At 62.4% G+C, this 14,385-nt stretch carries 13 protein-coding genes; 6 read left to right on the top strand and 7 right to left on the bottom strand.

The window, feature by feature from the left end:
• Positions 1 to 35 precede the first annotated feature (35 nt).
• Together AC1Q7F_RS29350 and AC1Q7F_RS29345 are read right to left on the bottom strand one after the other, a co-directional pair.
• Positions 36 to 494: a hypothetical protein gene (locus tag AC1Q7F_RS29350; RefSeq protein WP_492512114.1), complete on the bottom strand. Its 459-nt coding sequence runs from the start codon at positions 492 to 494 to the stop codon at positions 36 to 38.
• The gene (locus AC1Q7F_RS29345) at positions 494 to 2,560 is read right to left on the bottom strand and encodes a TonB-dependent receptor (protein ID WP_492512113.1); all 2,067 of its coding nucleotides are present in this window, start codon (positions 2,558 to 2,560) and stop codon (positions 494 to 496) included. Before AC1Q7F_RS29345 ends, AC1Q7F_RS29350 begins: the two co-directional genes overlap by 1 nt.
• 112 nt (positions 2,561 to 2,672) lie before the next feature.
• Between AC1Q7F_RS29345 and AC1Q7F_RS29340 the strand changes: the two genes are divergently transcribed.
• Positions 2,673 to 3,566 carry a helix-turn-helix domain-containing protein gene (locus AC1Q7F_RS29340; RefSeq protein ID WP_492512112.1) on the top strand — a complete coding sequence of 298 codons (894 nt, stop codon included), beginning with the start codon at positions 2,673 to 2,675 and terminating at the stop codon, positions 3,564 to 3,566.
• 79 nt (positions 3,567 to 3,645) lie between these two features.
• On the opposite strand, the gene AC1Q7F_RS29335 is transcribed toward AC1Q7F_RS29340, so the two are convergent.
• The 3 genes from AC1Q7F_RS29335 to AC1Q7F_RS29325 are packed head-to-tail and all read right to left on the bottom strand — an operon-like array spanning position 3,646 to position 6,908.
• A complete protein-coding gene (locus AC1Q7F_RS29335) occupies positions 3,646 to 3,843 on the bottom strand; it encodes a hypothetical protein (protein WP_492512111.1) in 198 nt (65 codons plus the stop codon).
• On the bottom strand, positions 3,840 to 4,913 hold the full coding sequence (locus tag AC1Q7F_RS29330) for a PepSY-associated TM helix domain-containing protein (RefSeq protein WP_492512110.1): 1,074 nt from the start codon (positions 4,911 to 4,913) through the stop codon (positions 3,840 to 3,842). The genes AC1Q7F_RS29335 and AC1Q7F_RS29330 overlap by 4 nt, the downstream gene beginning before the upstream one ends.
• Positions 4,914 to 4,919: 6 nt before the next feature.
• Complete coding sequence (locus AC1Q7F_RS29325; protein ID WP_492512109.1) at positions 4,920 to 6,908, bottom strand: TonB-dependent receptor; 1,989 nt, start codon at positions 6,906 to 6,908, stop codon at positions 4,920 to 4,922.
• A 149-nt stretch (positions 6,909 to 7,057) separates the two neighbouring features.
• On the opposite strand from AC1Q7F_RS29325, the gene AC1Q7F_RS29320 reads away from it, so the two are divergent.
• A complete protein-coding gene (locus AC1Q7F_RS29320) occupies positions 7,058 to 8,062 on the top strand; it encodes a helix-turn-helix transcriptional regulator (RefSeq protein ID WP_492512108.1) in 1,005 nt (334 codons plus the stop codon).
• Between the two features lie 118 nt (positions 8,063 to 8,180).
• Here AC1Q7F_RS29320 and mog read toward each other — a convergent pair whose 3' ends face one another.
• Together mog and AC1Q7F_RS29310 are read right to left on the bottom strand one after the other, a co-directional pair.
• Positions 8,181 to 8,711, bottom strand: a complete 531-nt coding sequence (gene mog / locus AC1Q7F_RS29315) for a molybdopterin adenylyltransferase (protein WP_492512107.1) — start codon at positions 8,709 to 8,711, stop codon at positions 8,181 to 8,183.
• Positions 8,712 to 8,895: 184 nt separating this feature from the next.
• The gene (locus AC1Q7F_RS29310; protein ID WP_492512106.1) at positions 8,896 to 9,036 is read right to left on the bottom strand and encodes a hypothetical protein; all 141 of its coding nucleotides are present in this window, start codon (positions 9,034 to 9,036) and stop codon (positions 8,896 to 8,898) included.
• Between the two features lie 408 nt (positions 9,037 to 9,444).
• Here AC1Q7F_RS29310 and AC1Q7F_RS29305 point away from each other — a divergent pair, with 408 nt between their 5' ends.
• The 4 genes from AC1Q7F_RS29305 (at position 9,445) to AC1Q7F_RS29290 (ending at position 14,384) form a co-directional block, all read left to right on the top strand.
• On the top strand, positions 9,445 to 10,425 hold the full coding sequence (locus AC1Q7F_RS29305) for an ABC transporter substrate-binding protein (RefSeq protein ID WP_492512105.1): 981 nt from the start codon (positions 9,445 to 9,447) through the stop codon (positions 10,423 to 10,425).
• 7 nt (positions 10,426 to 10,432) lie between these two features.
• Positions 10,433 to 11,254 (top strand): ABC transporter permease, encoded by an 822-nt coding sequence (locus tag AC1Q7F_RS29300; RefSeq protein ID WP_492512104.1) that lies wholly within the window; start codon positions 10,433 to 10,435, stop codon positions 11,252 to 11,254.
• A 158-nt stretch (positions 11,255 to 11,412) separates the two neighbouring features.
• A complete protein-coding gene (locus tag AC1Q7F_RS29295; RefSeq protein WP_492512103.1) occupies positions 11,413 to 13,632 on the top strand; it encodes a TonB-dependent receptor family protein in 2,220 nt (739 codons plus the stop codon).
• The gene (locus AC1Q7F_RS29290; protein ID WP_492512102.1) at positions 13,632 to 14,384 is read left to right on the top strand and encodes an ABC transporter ATP-binding protein; all 753 of its coding nucleotides are present in this window, start codon (positions 13,632 to 13,634) and stop codon (positions 14,382 to 14,384) included. Before AC1Q7F_RS29295 ends, AC1Q7F_RS29290 begins: the two co-directional genes overlap by 1 nt.
• The last annotated feature ends 1 nt before the right edge of the window (position 14,385 follow it).

Raw genomic sequence — 14,385 nt, 5'->3', positions numbered from 1 at the left:
AGGGCGAGGTTCAGCTGTAATTTCAGACCTCCGTATCAATCTTCCTTACAGGACTTGATCACTGAACATTTCTGTACAGTATCAGGAACATGCTCCCACTGACAGAATTTTGGATACTGTGACCGAAGCCACTCCACCCCTTCCGACAGTTCCGCTGTAATCAGGCCCGGTACGCCAAATACCTTCTCCACACTCAGGGCCGCCATCCGGCCATAAGCGGATGGCGGCACGACGTTCACCATGGCATCGACCTGTGACCGGATGGCGTCTCCTGCCCCATCGGTCAGCCATTGCTTTGTCGCCTTGGCGACGCCATCCGCTTGATCCAGCGACGCTTCATCCATGAAAACCCGCAACACAATGAAGCGCGGGCCGCGCGTGAACCATAGGTTCCACGCGGCCAGATGGGCCAGGTGATCGTCAAGGGATGCGTGCCCCTGGTAAACCGCGATGACCAGGGGCCAGAGGGTAAGCGATGTCTGGATCGGCTTCATCAGAACGTCACCTTGACACCCGCCAGGAAGGTGCGCGGCTGAACCAGCACCGCACTGTCATAGTCGGCCTCCACGCCACTGCCGCCGGTCGGGACGACACCGGGATAACGGGCAAGGGCCGCCTCACTGTCGAACAGGTTCTTCAGCGACCCGAAGAAGCGGAACCGGCCCAGATCATAGGAAGCCTGAATGTCGGCGATAACGCGCCCGTCGGTGCGACCACGTGGGCGATTATTGACATCGGTGAAATAGGCACCGGTATAAGTCAGGGCACCGGAGGCGGTGAAATCGCCATGGCGCCATTCCAGACTGCCGCCCGCCGTGACGTCAGGCGCCGTCAGCAAGTCGTTCCCCTCCAGGCCGGAGCCCGGATAGTGGGTGATCCGGGTTCGCAGCAGGCCAAGCTGGGCGCGCGCCGTAACGCCATCCAGAACAGTGCCCTCGATGCCCAACTCCGCACCCGTGGTTTCAACCCGCGGGGCATTGCGGACTACAAAGGCTTCGTCATGGGTGTTGGCAGGTGTCAGGTCGAATGGCAACTGCATGTTCCGATACCGGGAATGGAATAGGTTCTGTGTTGTCCTGATGGTCCCGTCGGCCCATTTCTGGCGGCCGAAAAGCTCCGCCGTCCATACATATTCGGGCCCGTATTCATAGTTCACGATGGGGATGGCAAACGCGATGCCGCCACCACCGGCATTGTATCCGCGTGAGATCTGGGCACCCCAGCTCAGACGGTCGCTGGGGTGCCAGGTCACGCCCAGCTTGGGCAGAAACACATCATAGGTCGCATCGGACTGGATGCGAGCAATGGCCCCGGCGGCATCCCCACCATTGCGCTCGCGTTCTTCCCGCTCGTACCGCAGCCCTGCCGTCAGGTCGAGCGTCTCGCTGACCGGCAGCAATCCTTCGACATAGGCGGCGGCAGTGTCGGTGTTGTCGCGGAAATTTTGGGCCGCAATGAACTCGATGAATTCCTTCTGCCGCGCCCGGTACAGGTAAAGGCCCCCGACCAACGACGCACCATCCGCTGCCTCGTACCGCAGGCGCGGCTCGGCAATAAATTCGTCTGTGTCGATGCGGGCATTGGAGCTGTTGGGCACAGCCCGGCGGCGGAACCGGAAATCCGTATAGGAGGTGAACAACTCGATCCTGTAACCGTCCGACAGGGGAATTCCCGCCTCCACACTCAGGCTGTCCGTGCGTGGTTCATGCACCGGCTGCTGGGGGAAATTGGAGCGGCGGTCGGCAAACGGTCGGACAATGATCTCGCCATTGGGCCCGCGATGGTCGACATGCGCCCCCGTCACCAGCACACGCAGATCTGGATCAGCAGGCGAAGTGAAAAGCAGCTTGCCCCGCAGCGTCGTTGACTTGACCCGGCCGGGATCGCTCACCCCTTCATAGCCATCATAGCTGGTGACAGAATCGCGTTGATACCGATCCGCGGAAAGGCGGAGGGCGACGCTGTCGGCCAGGATCGGCAGATTGACTATGGCAGATGCCCGGCGTTGGTCATCGCTGCCAGCGGCGATCTGGGCCGCCCCTTCGCGCACAAAGGTCGGGTCGATCGTGTCCACCACCACCGTACCGGCAATGGCATTGCGCCCGACCAGGGTGCTTTGCGGGCCACGCAACACCTCGATACGGTCGATATCCCACAGCCCGACATCGCCGAACACCACCTCGTTGTAACTGGCGGGCCGACCATCAATCCGCCAGTTCAGACGCGCCCGGCTTCCCGCGAAGAAGGCGTTGGCATTTTCCGCCGGCCCGGTGCCATCCACCCCGCGCACGGTGGGTGCCTTGCCGGTCCCCGTCACCAACGTGAGATTGGGGACCGTTTCCAGCACATCGCGAACGGTATCAAGGCCCGACCGATCCTCCAGATCCTTGCGGGTCAGGATAACCGCACTATTCCCCGTCAGCATCTGCGGGCGGCGGATCATTTCCGCTGTGACGATGATTTCCGGTATGCCAACCACCCCCTCATCCTCCTGGGCACCAACAGGCAGGGCACATGCCAACACGGAAATGGCACCGACACTGGCGATCCAACGGCTCATCTCTCTCATACCCCAAGCGCGAAAAGCGATATTGCGAATAATTCGCAGTCCGTGTTTCCTTACCGCATCTGGCGATGCCCGCCACTCCACTCCTGGGGAAATTGCTCCAATCATGTCGAAATCGACACAGGCGGACCTGGATATGGATGCGCAGGCTGAATTTGACGCGTTGCGTCAACGCGCAGCCGGCCTGGGTGTCACCCCGCAACAGATTGCCATGGCACCGGATGGACGGGTGCGCATGGCGGTGCTGGATTATACCCGCTTTTCCGGCGATCAGCCGCCAGCAGACTATATCAGCCTCGGCCTGTGCACCCGGTCAGTGGCACCGATCCAACGCCAGTCACGGCACGGAACCCTAGCGGGTGTGTTGCGACCAGGATCGGTCGTTGTTTGCCCACCAGACGACGGGGCGTGCGTTCATTGGGACCGCTGCCGGATGGTCGCCATCGGCATTGATCCGACAGGACTGGATGACCGGTTGAGCCTTGCGGATAGCGGTCGCTTGCTGTCATCAGCCGCAATGCGGATCCACCGCGATCCCTTGCTGACGGCCATCATGACCACCCTTTGGCATGAAAGCGCCATACATGGGCTTTCGGGGGCATTCTTCGACCATTGCATCGGTCAGGTTTTCATTCGGCTGGGGGAATTAGCCGGTGATCCGCCCGCGCGACGGCGCGACCGGCCGCTGACGGCTGTCCAGGTCACCAAGGTCAAGGAGTTTATTGCAGCCCATCTCGAAGAAGGGCCGGGCGTGCCGGCAATGGCCGCCCTGGTCGGCCGCGACCCTGCCAGTTTCAGTCGGGCCTTCCGGGATGCGACGGGCCTGCCACCGCACCAGTTCCTGACAAACGCCAGAATGGCACAGGCCGAAGCGTTGTTACGCGAGGGCTTGTCCGTAACGGCAACGGCAACAGCGGTGGGCTACACAAACCCCAGCAAGTTCAGCACTGCCTATCAGCGCTATCGGGGCATGAAGCCATCCCGCTGCCGCCAGACATGAGATACGGGCCCGCAAATTCCTGGCGCGACCGGACATCCCCATATTCACCATGCCGACAACCAATTGCAGTGATGCTACATCACGATCCAGTATCCTCTCGGTGCTTCATCCGGGTGCGGAACCGGTAATTGGCGATGGCGGCGATGAGCGGTGGCACCAACAGGAACAGGGTGGCCGCCGCATCACCGACCCCATCCATGACCAGCGCCAGAATCAGGCCCGCCAGGGTTAAGGCCGCGCAGAGGGCGGGAAAAGCGAATATCTGAACCGCCTTCATGCAACACCCCTTCCCCGCCACCAGAGCCGCAGCCCCGTCCACAGCACGGCAATGGCAGCCATATCCAGAATGGCCCACAGCAGCTTCAGCGTCAGACCGCCATAGTCGCCGAAATGCAGCGGCTGCGACAGCAACAGCCCGATGATGTACCAGGGCATGTCGGGTACCGATGCCACCACCCCATTTTGCGTATCCACCAGAACTGCCTGCATCAATCGGCTTTCCAGGGCACTGCCGCCGTGCAGATAAATCGCATAATGATCGGGATCGCTCATCAGCGATCCCGGCATGGCGATGATCGCGGGGGCATGGCCGGGCAGGGTCGCAAGGGCCGTATGCAGGGCGGTACCAGCCGACACCAGCGGCGGGCGGATCGCCGCATCCGGTGGGGTCGGTGCCATGGCCGTCACCTGCCATATCTGGAAAATATAGCCACCCCAGGCATTGATCCAGCCCGTGCCGCCGACGACCAGCAACCAGGCGGCAGTGACAATGCCCAGCAGGTTGTGCCAATCCAGCCGCCGCACCTGGACACTGCGATCACGCCGGACAGCACCGAAAGGCAGCCGCCGCATGAAAGGGGCATAGAGCACGATGCCGGACAGGAGGGAGAGCAGGAAGGCAATGGCGATCAGACCCAGCAGCGGCGGGCCCGCCGGTCCCAGCAGCAATTGCCCGTGCAGCTTCAACACCAGTTCCATGATACCGGCATCGCCCCCGCCCACCGGTTCACCCGTCGCTGCATTCAGCACAACACTGACATTATCCGACGGGTAGGCGATGGCCGTGGCGGCCATGGACAGGGTAATATGTCCGGGTGTCTCCGGTTCCCAGACGATGAACTGCACAACCCGGTCAGGCTGCAGGGTGGAACCGGTGGCAACGATCTCCTCCAGCGGCCGTGCAGCGGAGGCACCAGCTTCCGCGCCCGGACCTGACAGCGCCCGGTCAATCTCCTCCCGAAAGATCAGCGGCAGACCGGTTGCGCACAGAAGCAACATGAACAGGGTGCACAGCAGCGACGACCAGCGATGCAGAACCGACCAGCGGCGAATGGCTTGCGGTGTCATGCTGGATCAGAAGGCTGTCTGCAGCCGCACACCCAACTCGCGCCCCTTGCCCAACTGATAGGCATTGCCGATGCCGGGGCCGGCATTGAAGGCATAGGTGGCGAAGCGGCGGTCGGACAGGTTGTCGCCATAGAGATCAAGGGTGAAATTCCGGCTCACCTGCCAGCGTAAGCCAGCATCCAGCAGCGTATAGGCCCTCTGACCGATGCTGTTCGCCTCGTCAAACCAGTTTTTACCCACTAGGCTGATCCCGGCATGGGGGCTGAACCGGCCCAGCGGCAGGTCGAACCCATATTCCAGATTGGCATTCAGTGTGGCGGAGGGTGCATAGGGCAGTTTGTTGCCCGACAGGTCCATCCCCGGATTGGCCGGATTATCATAGCGGCTGAACCAGCTGTCATTCAGCGACCCGGCCAGGGTCAGGACTAGGCCGTCCACAGGCTCCGCGCGGGCGGTCAGATTGATGCCCTTGCTTTTGGCCGTGCCGACATTCTGGAGATACATGCCGGTGACCGGCCCGACGGAAAGCTGGAAGTCCGTACTGACAAGGTAATAGGCCGCCGCGCCCAACTCAAAGCGCCCGTCAGCGCTGCGCAAACGCCCCCCGACCTCATAATTGTAACTGTGCTGCGGATCATAGCTGAAGGCGATGGTGGCCGGCGTCACGGCGCGGGTGAAACCACCCGCCTTGAAGCCGGTGCTGAATACTGCATAGAGATGCAGCGCCTCGCTGGCCTGATAGCCAAGGGCAAGTTTGGGCAGCAGGCTGGTCGCCTTATCCTGGTTATTCAGCGCCGTGGTCCCGAACCAGGTGTCAGCCTTGGTCCGCTCGTTGGAAATGCGCAGGCCAGGGGTAACGTCGATGGCGTCCGTGGCGTGCCAGGTCAGCTCCCCAAAGGCGGCCAGGGTGCGGATATCCTGGCGCGATCCCAGCGCATAAGCCGGCACCGTGCGACGGAAACGCAGATCCTCATAGTAAAGACCGGCAACATAATCGACGGCCCCTTGCGTCTTCGATGCAAGGCGCAGTTCCTGACTGAACGTCCTTTGCACCTCCGGCGTATAGCTGCCGAACACGGTGCGGTCGAAATCTCGGTCCTGATAGCCGGTCAGAGCGGTCAGCGACGCGAAGCCAAGATCAAAATCAGCATTGATCCCGAAACTGTCGGTCTGCAACCGGTAATGGGACGGCATCTCCAGCGCCCGGCGCTGATCCAGGAAGGCCTCCGGCACAAAATATTCCTCGTCGGAGCGTACCACGCTGCGCTGGGCGGACAGCAGGATATCCGCCACCCCGCCCTCGGGCGCATAGCGTGCCCGCAGCCGGCCGGTTTCCCCCTTGGACCCACCCAGGTCACCGCCGCTGGTCAAGCCCGTCAATTCGCCCTTCTCCCGCCGCGCAGCAAACAGACCGTCAACATGCAGCGTGTCCGCAATGACGGGCAGCGTTACCAGGGCCTGCCCCATCTCCCCCAGTTCCGTAACGGCACCGGCCGCCTCCACCGCTGCATCACCGCCAGGCCGCCGTGTGACGACATTGATGACCCCGCCGACGGCACCACGCCCATAGAGCGTGCCTTGGGGACCATAAAGCAGTTCCACCCGGTCCAGCCCGACCGGCAGTTGCTGGAAGAACAGCGCCTGATCCTGCGGCAATCCATCAACGTAAAGCTGGGCGGAAGGATTATAGAAATCGACCGAGGACTGGCCCCGGATGGTGACATTGGCATAAGCGCGGCTGGATCGGGCACGCAGTGACAGATCGGTGAACAGCCGGTCCAATTGCTCCACCCCCTGCAATCCGCGCGGGTCCAACCGGTCGGCAACGGCCACCGCCACTTGCCCGTCAATGCTGGCAAGAAGCTGCGGGCGCTTGCCCGCCGTGACGATGATTTCCTCCATCACGGGGACAGGCTCGCTGGATCGGACGGGACCGGCAAGCAGGGCTAGGCTGCTGATCGAGCCCATGAAGGCAAAGATACGGACGGCGGACAAACTCATCTCCTGCGGACGAACGAGCGGATAGGGACTGGCGGCGCGCAGAGTGTCGGGTCATACCGGTCTGCGCTAACGCAATCGGGGACGGAACCGATGTGATCAGAACTTAATTGACTGTGATTTTCATTCGCATCCATAATCCGCTTATGTCTCTTTCATCCAATCTTACCCATTCCAGCCTTGATATCGCGCAGCGCCCCCTGGCACAGGCGGGCGACCTTGTGTCAGAGCCTGTCGGGTTGCGGCCGGAACAGCATTTCCAGGGTGCCGGGCGTCCTTGCGGGCGTGGCGTGCGCCTGAGCGTCCGCCCGGGCTTCGATCTGTCGGTCTATGAGCTGGAGGTGAACGGGCGACCGCCGGTCTCCGCCACGACACAGCCCTGTCTGGCCATTGTCGTGCTGTTATCCGGTGCCGGTGAGGGTCAGATTGATCCGAATGGCGACACGCCACTGCCGCCTACCCCCTATCGGGCCGGGCATCTTTATATCTCGCTGGCGCGCGAGACGGTAACGGGAACGGCCCGCGCTGTTGGTGATGAACCTTTCCGTCTGGTGGAACTGCGACTGTCGCTGGCCTTCCTGGAACGAACAGGGGCGCTTGACATCTTCATGCAGGCCGATGCGAAGCACGGGCTGCACCATGCCTCCAACGTCCGGCTTTGGCTGGGTATTGCACCAGCACCGTGCGCCATCCTGACGGATGCGCAGACAATGTTCCGCGACGTGCTGGACGGTGCCCAGGCCGATCTCCGCGTGGAAAGCCGGGCGCTTTCCCTGTTCGAGACGGTGCTGGACCTGATGCACACGGGGGCACAGAAAGCGGTCAGCACCGCGACGCGGCTGCGCGACGCCGCCCGTCTGGACGAGGTGCGTCGGGCCATGCGCGGCGATCTTGCCCATCCCTGGACGATTGCCGAACTGGCTCGCTTGGCCGGCCTCAACGACAAGCGTCTGAAAGCGGGCTATCGCGCCCGCTTCGGCAAGCCCGTCCATGCCGACCTGCAGGCGATGCGCGTCGAACAGGGACGCCTTCTGCTGCTAGGCGGCGCGTCGGTGACAGAAGTCTCCCTGACAGTCGGCTATGCCAATCCCAGTCACTTTGCCAGGCTGTTCCGCCGCGCCTACGGCATGACACCTAAGCGATGCCGATAAGCAGCTTGCTCCATAGTCTTTTCAAGTGTCCGGATTATTGGCTTTTTTACTTATCATGTCCATTTTAATACTATTATTAAGATTTAATTGTTTGCAATAATTGGCCATAAGATAAATTCTATTTTCCCGGTCGAAACGCCGGACAGATTGCGGGATCAGTTTCCAGCCGGGCGGCTCCGATCAAATCCAGGCAATAGGGGATCGCCGGAAAGACGGCCTTAAGACACAGATCGATCGCAGAGGGCTTACCAGGCAAATTGACAATCAGCGAGCGACCGCGCAAGCCGGCCGTCTGTCGCGACAGGATGGCGGTGGGCACCTGTTTCAGGCTTTCCATCCGCATCAATTCCCCAAAACCTGGCAGCATCCGGTCGCATACCGCTTCCGTGGCCTCCGGTGTCACGTCGCGCGGGGCGGGGCCCGTGCCGCCAGTGGTAACCACCAGACAGCAACCGTCATTGTCACACAAGTTGGAAAGCGCCGCCTCGATCACCGGCCGCTCATCTGGCACACAGCGCCGCAGCACCTCAAACGGCGTCGCCAGGATGGCACGCAGGCTGGTCTCCACCGTCGGGCCGCCCTTATCCTCATAAAGGCCCTGGTTGGCACGATCAGAGATGGTGAGGATGCCGATACAAGGGAGGCGCATATCTCAAAGCTCCTGAATCGAAGGCGGCCGGATGTATCCGGCCGGAAAGACCACAACCATAACAGCACCGATCCGCCGCCGCGCGGCACATGCCACGTGAAAGCAAGCCAACGGGTGTTGGCGCCGACGCTGAAGGCGTTGATCAGAACATATAGCTTCGGATCAAGGCAACTGAGTATTACAATTAAAAGCGGAGGTTAACCGTGCCATAGAAGGCACGGCCATCGCCCGGCGGGCGGAGACTGATCTGGACATCCACCCCTTCCCGCTTGGTGCCGCTGGTAATGATGGCGGCGATGCTGCCCCATAACCATTCATCGGCCACCCGTTCCTGCTGGGTGAGGTTAGCGGAGAACTGTACCCAGCGCTCTTCCTTCAGCCGGTTCAGTAAGCCTCTGCCGTGGCCCCCACAAGGTCCAGATGCAGGCTGGCCTATGCGGTTTCCCGTTCACCCTTGTCACTGTCGGAATAATTGCCTGAAACAGGAGGGTTAACAGGAGGAGATGGCGCATCAACTTGCCTGATTTCCACGGGAATTATCGATGCGCGCGCCCGGGGGCGTCACGATCCACCAAGAAATGACAGATAAATCACCCTTGGATGTTGATCCAGGTCAAGCTGCTTTCCGCGCCATCGCTTAGAGTTGCATTGAAGAGAGGCCTAGCGCATCAGTCAGCGCATCAAAAGCGACCGCCTCTCAGTCGCAATTTGTTGGATAAGAGGGATACCCGCAATGAGCCTGATTTCCCGCCGCGCCGCCCTGGCCGGTTTCACAGCCCTCGCGGGGTTGCCACTTACGGCGCATGGCGGGCAAAAGCTCCGTGAACTCACGATATGGGGGCCACCGGCCGGCCCCTCAATCACTGTTGCGCACGCCATCACGGCCGGATATGTGCAGGACATCGCGGACAAGGTCGCCTTCAAGGCGTGGCGCAACCCCGACGAGTTGCGGGCCGGTCTGACCTCCGGCACCATGCAGGCCGTTGTCATGCCGGTCAACACGGCGGCCAACCTGTACAACCGTGGCCTTCGGGTTCGTCTGGTCAATGTCCTGACCAATGGTCTGCTGTACATGGTGGCAACCGACGCATCCCTCTCCAGCATCGCCGCGTTGAAAGGCTGCACCATCGTCCTCCCGTTCCGCGGCGATACGGTGGAATTGACGCTGCGGCGCCTGCTGGCACTGCACGGCCTGAACGCCGATACGGATCTTTCCCTGCAATTCGCCGGGACGCCGATGGAAGCCATTCAACTGCTTTACGCCGGCAGGGCGGATGCCGCCCTGCTCCCGGAGCCGGCTGCGGCGGCAGCCATCATGCGGGCCGGCATGGTGGGAAAACAGGTCACCCGTACCATGGACCTGCAGCAGATATGGAGCGCGGTCGCCGCACAGGGCCGACCGCTGCCACAAGCCGGGCTGGGGGTCAGCGAGGCTTTCCTGCGCGAACATCCGGGCCTGGTCGCTGCCCTGCACGAGGGGTTGGTGCAGGCCACGGCGGCGGTCAATGCCAATCCTTCCCATGGCGCAAAGGACGCAGCGGATGCCTTGGGAATGCCTGCACCCGTGCTTGCGGCGGCCATTCCCTACTGCAATCTGGTGGCCGTCACGGCGCGGGAGGCGAGGCCATCCATCGAGGCAGCCTTCCAGCAGATCGCCGCGATGGATCCGCGTATTCTGGGCGGCAATATCCCGGACAGTGATTTCTATCTCTGACGGGGTCATGATGGGTTTGATCTCGGCATCAGCGGATCGTCTGGGACGCGCCTGGCGCTTTCTGTGGTCGGCTTGGGCGGGTATTGCCGGGCTGGCGCTGTTTGCCGGCCTCTGGCAAGCCGGTCACGAGACCTATGGCGCTTTCATCCTGCCATCGCCGCTGGACACCATGGCCGCGGCAGGGATGATCGTCGCCGATCCCATCTCCTGGTCAATCATCGCCACGACGATGCTGCGAGCGGCTGAGGGCTTTGCACTCTCCGTCGCCGTCGGCATCATTACTGGTTCCGTCGCCGGATACTCACCGGCGGCGATGCGGATCGCACGTCCCCTGCTGACCGTGCTGCTCGGCGTGCCACCAATCGCCTGGATCGTCTTCGCCATGATCTGGTTCGGATCGACCGATGGCATGGTGGTTACCGTCGTCACCGTGTCGGCAACCCCCATCATCTTCGCCGGTGTCGCCGAGGGCATTATGACCCGTGATCGGGGCCTGGATGATATGGCTCGCCTGTTTGGGGCAAGCGCCTGCGCCCGTCTTTGGACATTGGGCGCACGACAGGCGGCAGCCTTCCTCTTTCCAGCACTGGGTGTCGCCCTGGGCGTCGCCTGCAAAGTGACGGTCATGGCGGAGTTGCTCGCCAATACCGGCGGGATGGGCGGCGAATTGGCCCGGGCGCGGGCCAATCTCGATGTCGCAGGGGCAATGGCTTGGGTACTAATCGCCGTAGCGGGCCTGATCACCGCCGAATATGCGCTGCTGCAGCCATTCCGGGCCGAGTTTGAACGCTGGCGGGACGCCGCGCGCCCATGGGGGGTGAAGCGCTGAACCCTTTCAACAAATTGCGCGCTGGTACCATTGCTGCGCCGACGCGGCTTTTCAGCGCTCAGTTTGTCCGGCGACAATAAAGCCGAGACGGGAATTCCTATTATATGCAATTGCAACTCAATCGCATACATGGGGCCAAGATGGTGGGGACTGATAGAATGGCGCGACGCTTGATGGCGGCAGGGATGGGCGTCGCAGGGATATTAGCCTTGCCGCCGGCGACCATGGCCCAATCAGCCGGGCCGGGTGCCATCGTGATCCTGAGTCCGCTGAAGGTGGAGGGCGAAGAGACCAGCGCCGATGAGGCCCGACGGCGGCTGGAGGCCGTGGCCGGCGGCATCGCGGTCATTGATGGCGATGATCTGCTCGGCAAGCTTGACCTTAATCTTGCCGACACGCTGGCGACAGTGCCCGGCGTGGTCGTCCAGACCTTTTTCGGTGGCAATGATCAGCCCCGGATACAGATCCGGGGTTCGGGGCTGCAGCAGAACCCCGTGGAACGCGGTATCCTGGCCCTCAAGGATGGCCTGCCGTTGAACCGGGCCGACGGTTCCTACATTGTCGGCCTGGCCGATGTGCGGGGGGCGGCGTTCACCGAAATCTACCGGGGCTACACGGCCAACCGGCTGGGTGCCACCGTCCTGGGGGGTGCTTTCAATCTGGTGTCCCCGACCGGTTCCTCCGCCCCCGGCGCCACCTTCATCCTGGAAGGCGGCAGCTTCGGCCAGTTCAACGCGCGGGCGCAGGTCGGACAGCAATGGGACAGGACCGATGCGATGATCGCCGCCCAGCATAGCGAGCGCGACGGTTACCGCGACTATAACCAATCGGAACGAACGGGCTTCGACGCCAATGTCGGCCTGGAGTTGACCGAAGCCCTGCGGACCCGCTTCTTCGCTGGCTATACCGATCTTGGCTTTGATGTCGCCGGACCGACGACGGAAGCGACGCTGAATACCGATCCCCGCGCTGTACATACCGGCCCCCTCATTGTCGGTGGCGTGGCGGTGGCGCCCGGACCCAATGTCATTCGGGACATGCCCCGGCGCGAAACGGAGCAATATCGGATCGGCAACCGCACGACGGCGAGCATCGGGCCGCATCTGATGGATGTGGCAGCCGGTTACGCCTACACCGACGACATGTTCCGCTTCCCCGTATCATCGGGCGTGCGCGTCACAGAAGGCGGTGACCTGACGCTGGCGGCGCGCTATGCCTATGCGCCGGTGGCGACGGCTGCCCTGCCCCTGCTTGAAGCCACCGCGACCTATGTCGTTGGCTCCGCCGATCGGGAATACTATCTCAACAATGCCGGCACGCGCGGCGCGCTGTTCGGGAAGGGAACCCTTGATTCTGATACATTGACCGTCAGTGCCGGGGCGAACATCCCCATTGGCACTGGCGTCACCCTTTCCCCGGCCATCGCGGTCGCCCATGCCAGCCGCGACTTTGACGACACCTATGATAGCGCACGCCGGCCCACGCTGGCTTTCAGCCCGGCGAACCCCACCACGGCGCTGCCAGCCGGCAGCGTCGCCACCACCGACACCAGCTATGCACGCAATTATAGCGGCTTCACGCCCAGCCTGGGCCTGAGTTGGCGTCCGAACGAAAAACATATGCTCTTCGGGGCCATAAGCCGCGGCTTCGAGCCGCCAACCCACGATGATCTTCTGGCCACCGTCAATGGCACGCCCAACAGCAGCCCCGGCCGGCCCAATCCGGCGAACCCGGCGCTGGCCGCCGCCGTCTTCGCCACGCCGGACCTGGACGCGCAACGATCAACGACCGTGGAACTTGGCTGGCGCGGCCATCTGGCACCGGTCATGACCGATGCGGTGATCTATTATTCGTGGGTCGAAAAGGAGTTGCTGAATCTGCGCGACGCGACCGGCGTTTCGCTGGGAGCCATCAATGCCGATGAAACCCGGCATTTCGGCATCGAGCTGGGCGTGTCCACCTGGATCGGCGATTCCCTCTCCGGACGGATCGCCTATACGTACCAGGATTTCCGTTTCCATGATGACCCGCTTCGCCAAAATAACCGTCTGGCCGGTGCGCCCCGGCATATCCTCAACGCCCAGCTTGGCTATCAGGTGACGACATCGCTTCATCTGCGCACGGAGATGGACTGGTGGCCCGGCCGCACGCCGGTCGACAATATGAACACGCTTTACATGGACTCGTTCATCACCGCCGATCTGGGTGCCAGCTACGTGTTCAACAAGAGTGTCACCCTCTATGGCGAGGTCCGAAACCTGTTCGATACAAATTACGCGTCCTCAACCCTCATCGTCGATCAGGCGGTCGCCGGACAGGCCGCCTTCATGCCCGCAGATGGTCGGGCCTTTTATACCGGCCTCAAGGTCCGGTTCTGATGGAACCGGCCCTTCTCCTGGAAGGCGTCGAACATGCCTATCTCGGGCGCACCGTGGTTTCCGGTGTCGATATGCGTATCGGCGCCGGCGAAATCACCGCCCTGGTTGGCCCGTCGGGATGCGGTAAAAGCACGGTCGCGCAGATCGCCTCCGGCCTGATCGAACCATCCCGCGGTCGGGTGTCCCGGCTTTACGGCCGCCATGGCATGGTGTTCCAGGAACCCCGGCTGCTCGCCTGGGCGACGGCGCATGACAATATTGCCTATCCGCTGCGTCTGGCGGCAACCGCAAGGCGGGACCGGTCGCGGCGGGTCGCCGCCGCCGCTGCCCGCGTCTCGCTTGAACCCGCCGATCTGCTGAAATATCCGGTCGAACTGTCGGGAGGTATGCGTCAGCGGGCAGCAATCGCCCGGGCGCTGGTCGTCGAACCCGACTTCATCTATTTTGACGAACCGTTCACGGCACTGGACGCGGCGTTGAAGCGGCGTATGCAGGATCTTGTGATCATGGCGGCGGGCACCGCCCGCTTTGCAGCACTGTTCATCACCCACGACCTGATGGAGGCGGCGCGCATCGCTCACCGTGTCCTGGTGATGGATACGCATGGCCGGGGCATCGCCGGCGAGCGCAGGGTGCCGGGTGAACCGGGAGCGCGCAGCGACGAGGCGCTGTTTAGATTGACCGATCGCTGGCACCGCGATGACCCGCTATTCCGCCACATCTTCGATGTTGATGAAAGGCGGATATCGTGAG

The organism is Niveispirillum sp. GW835-FHT14G11 (assembly GCF_058793615.1).
Note: the sequence above shows the minus strand (reverse complement) of the source record. Positions and strands in the feature narration are given on the sequence as shown.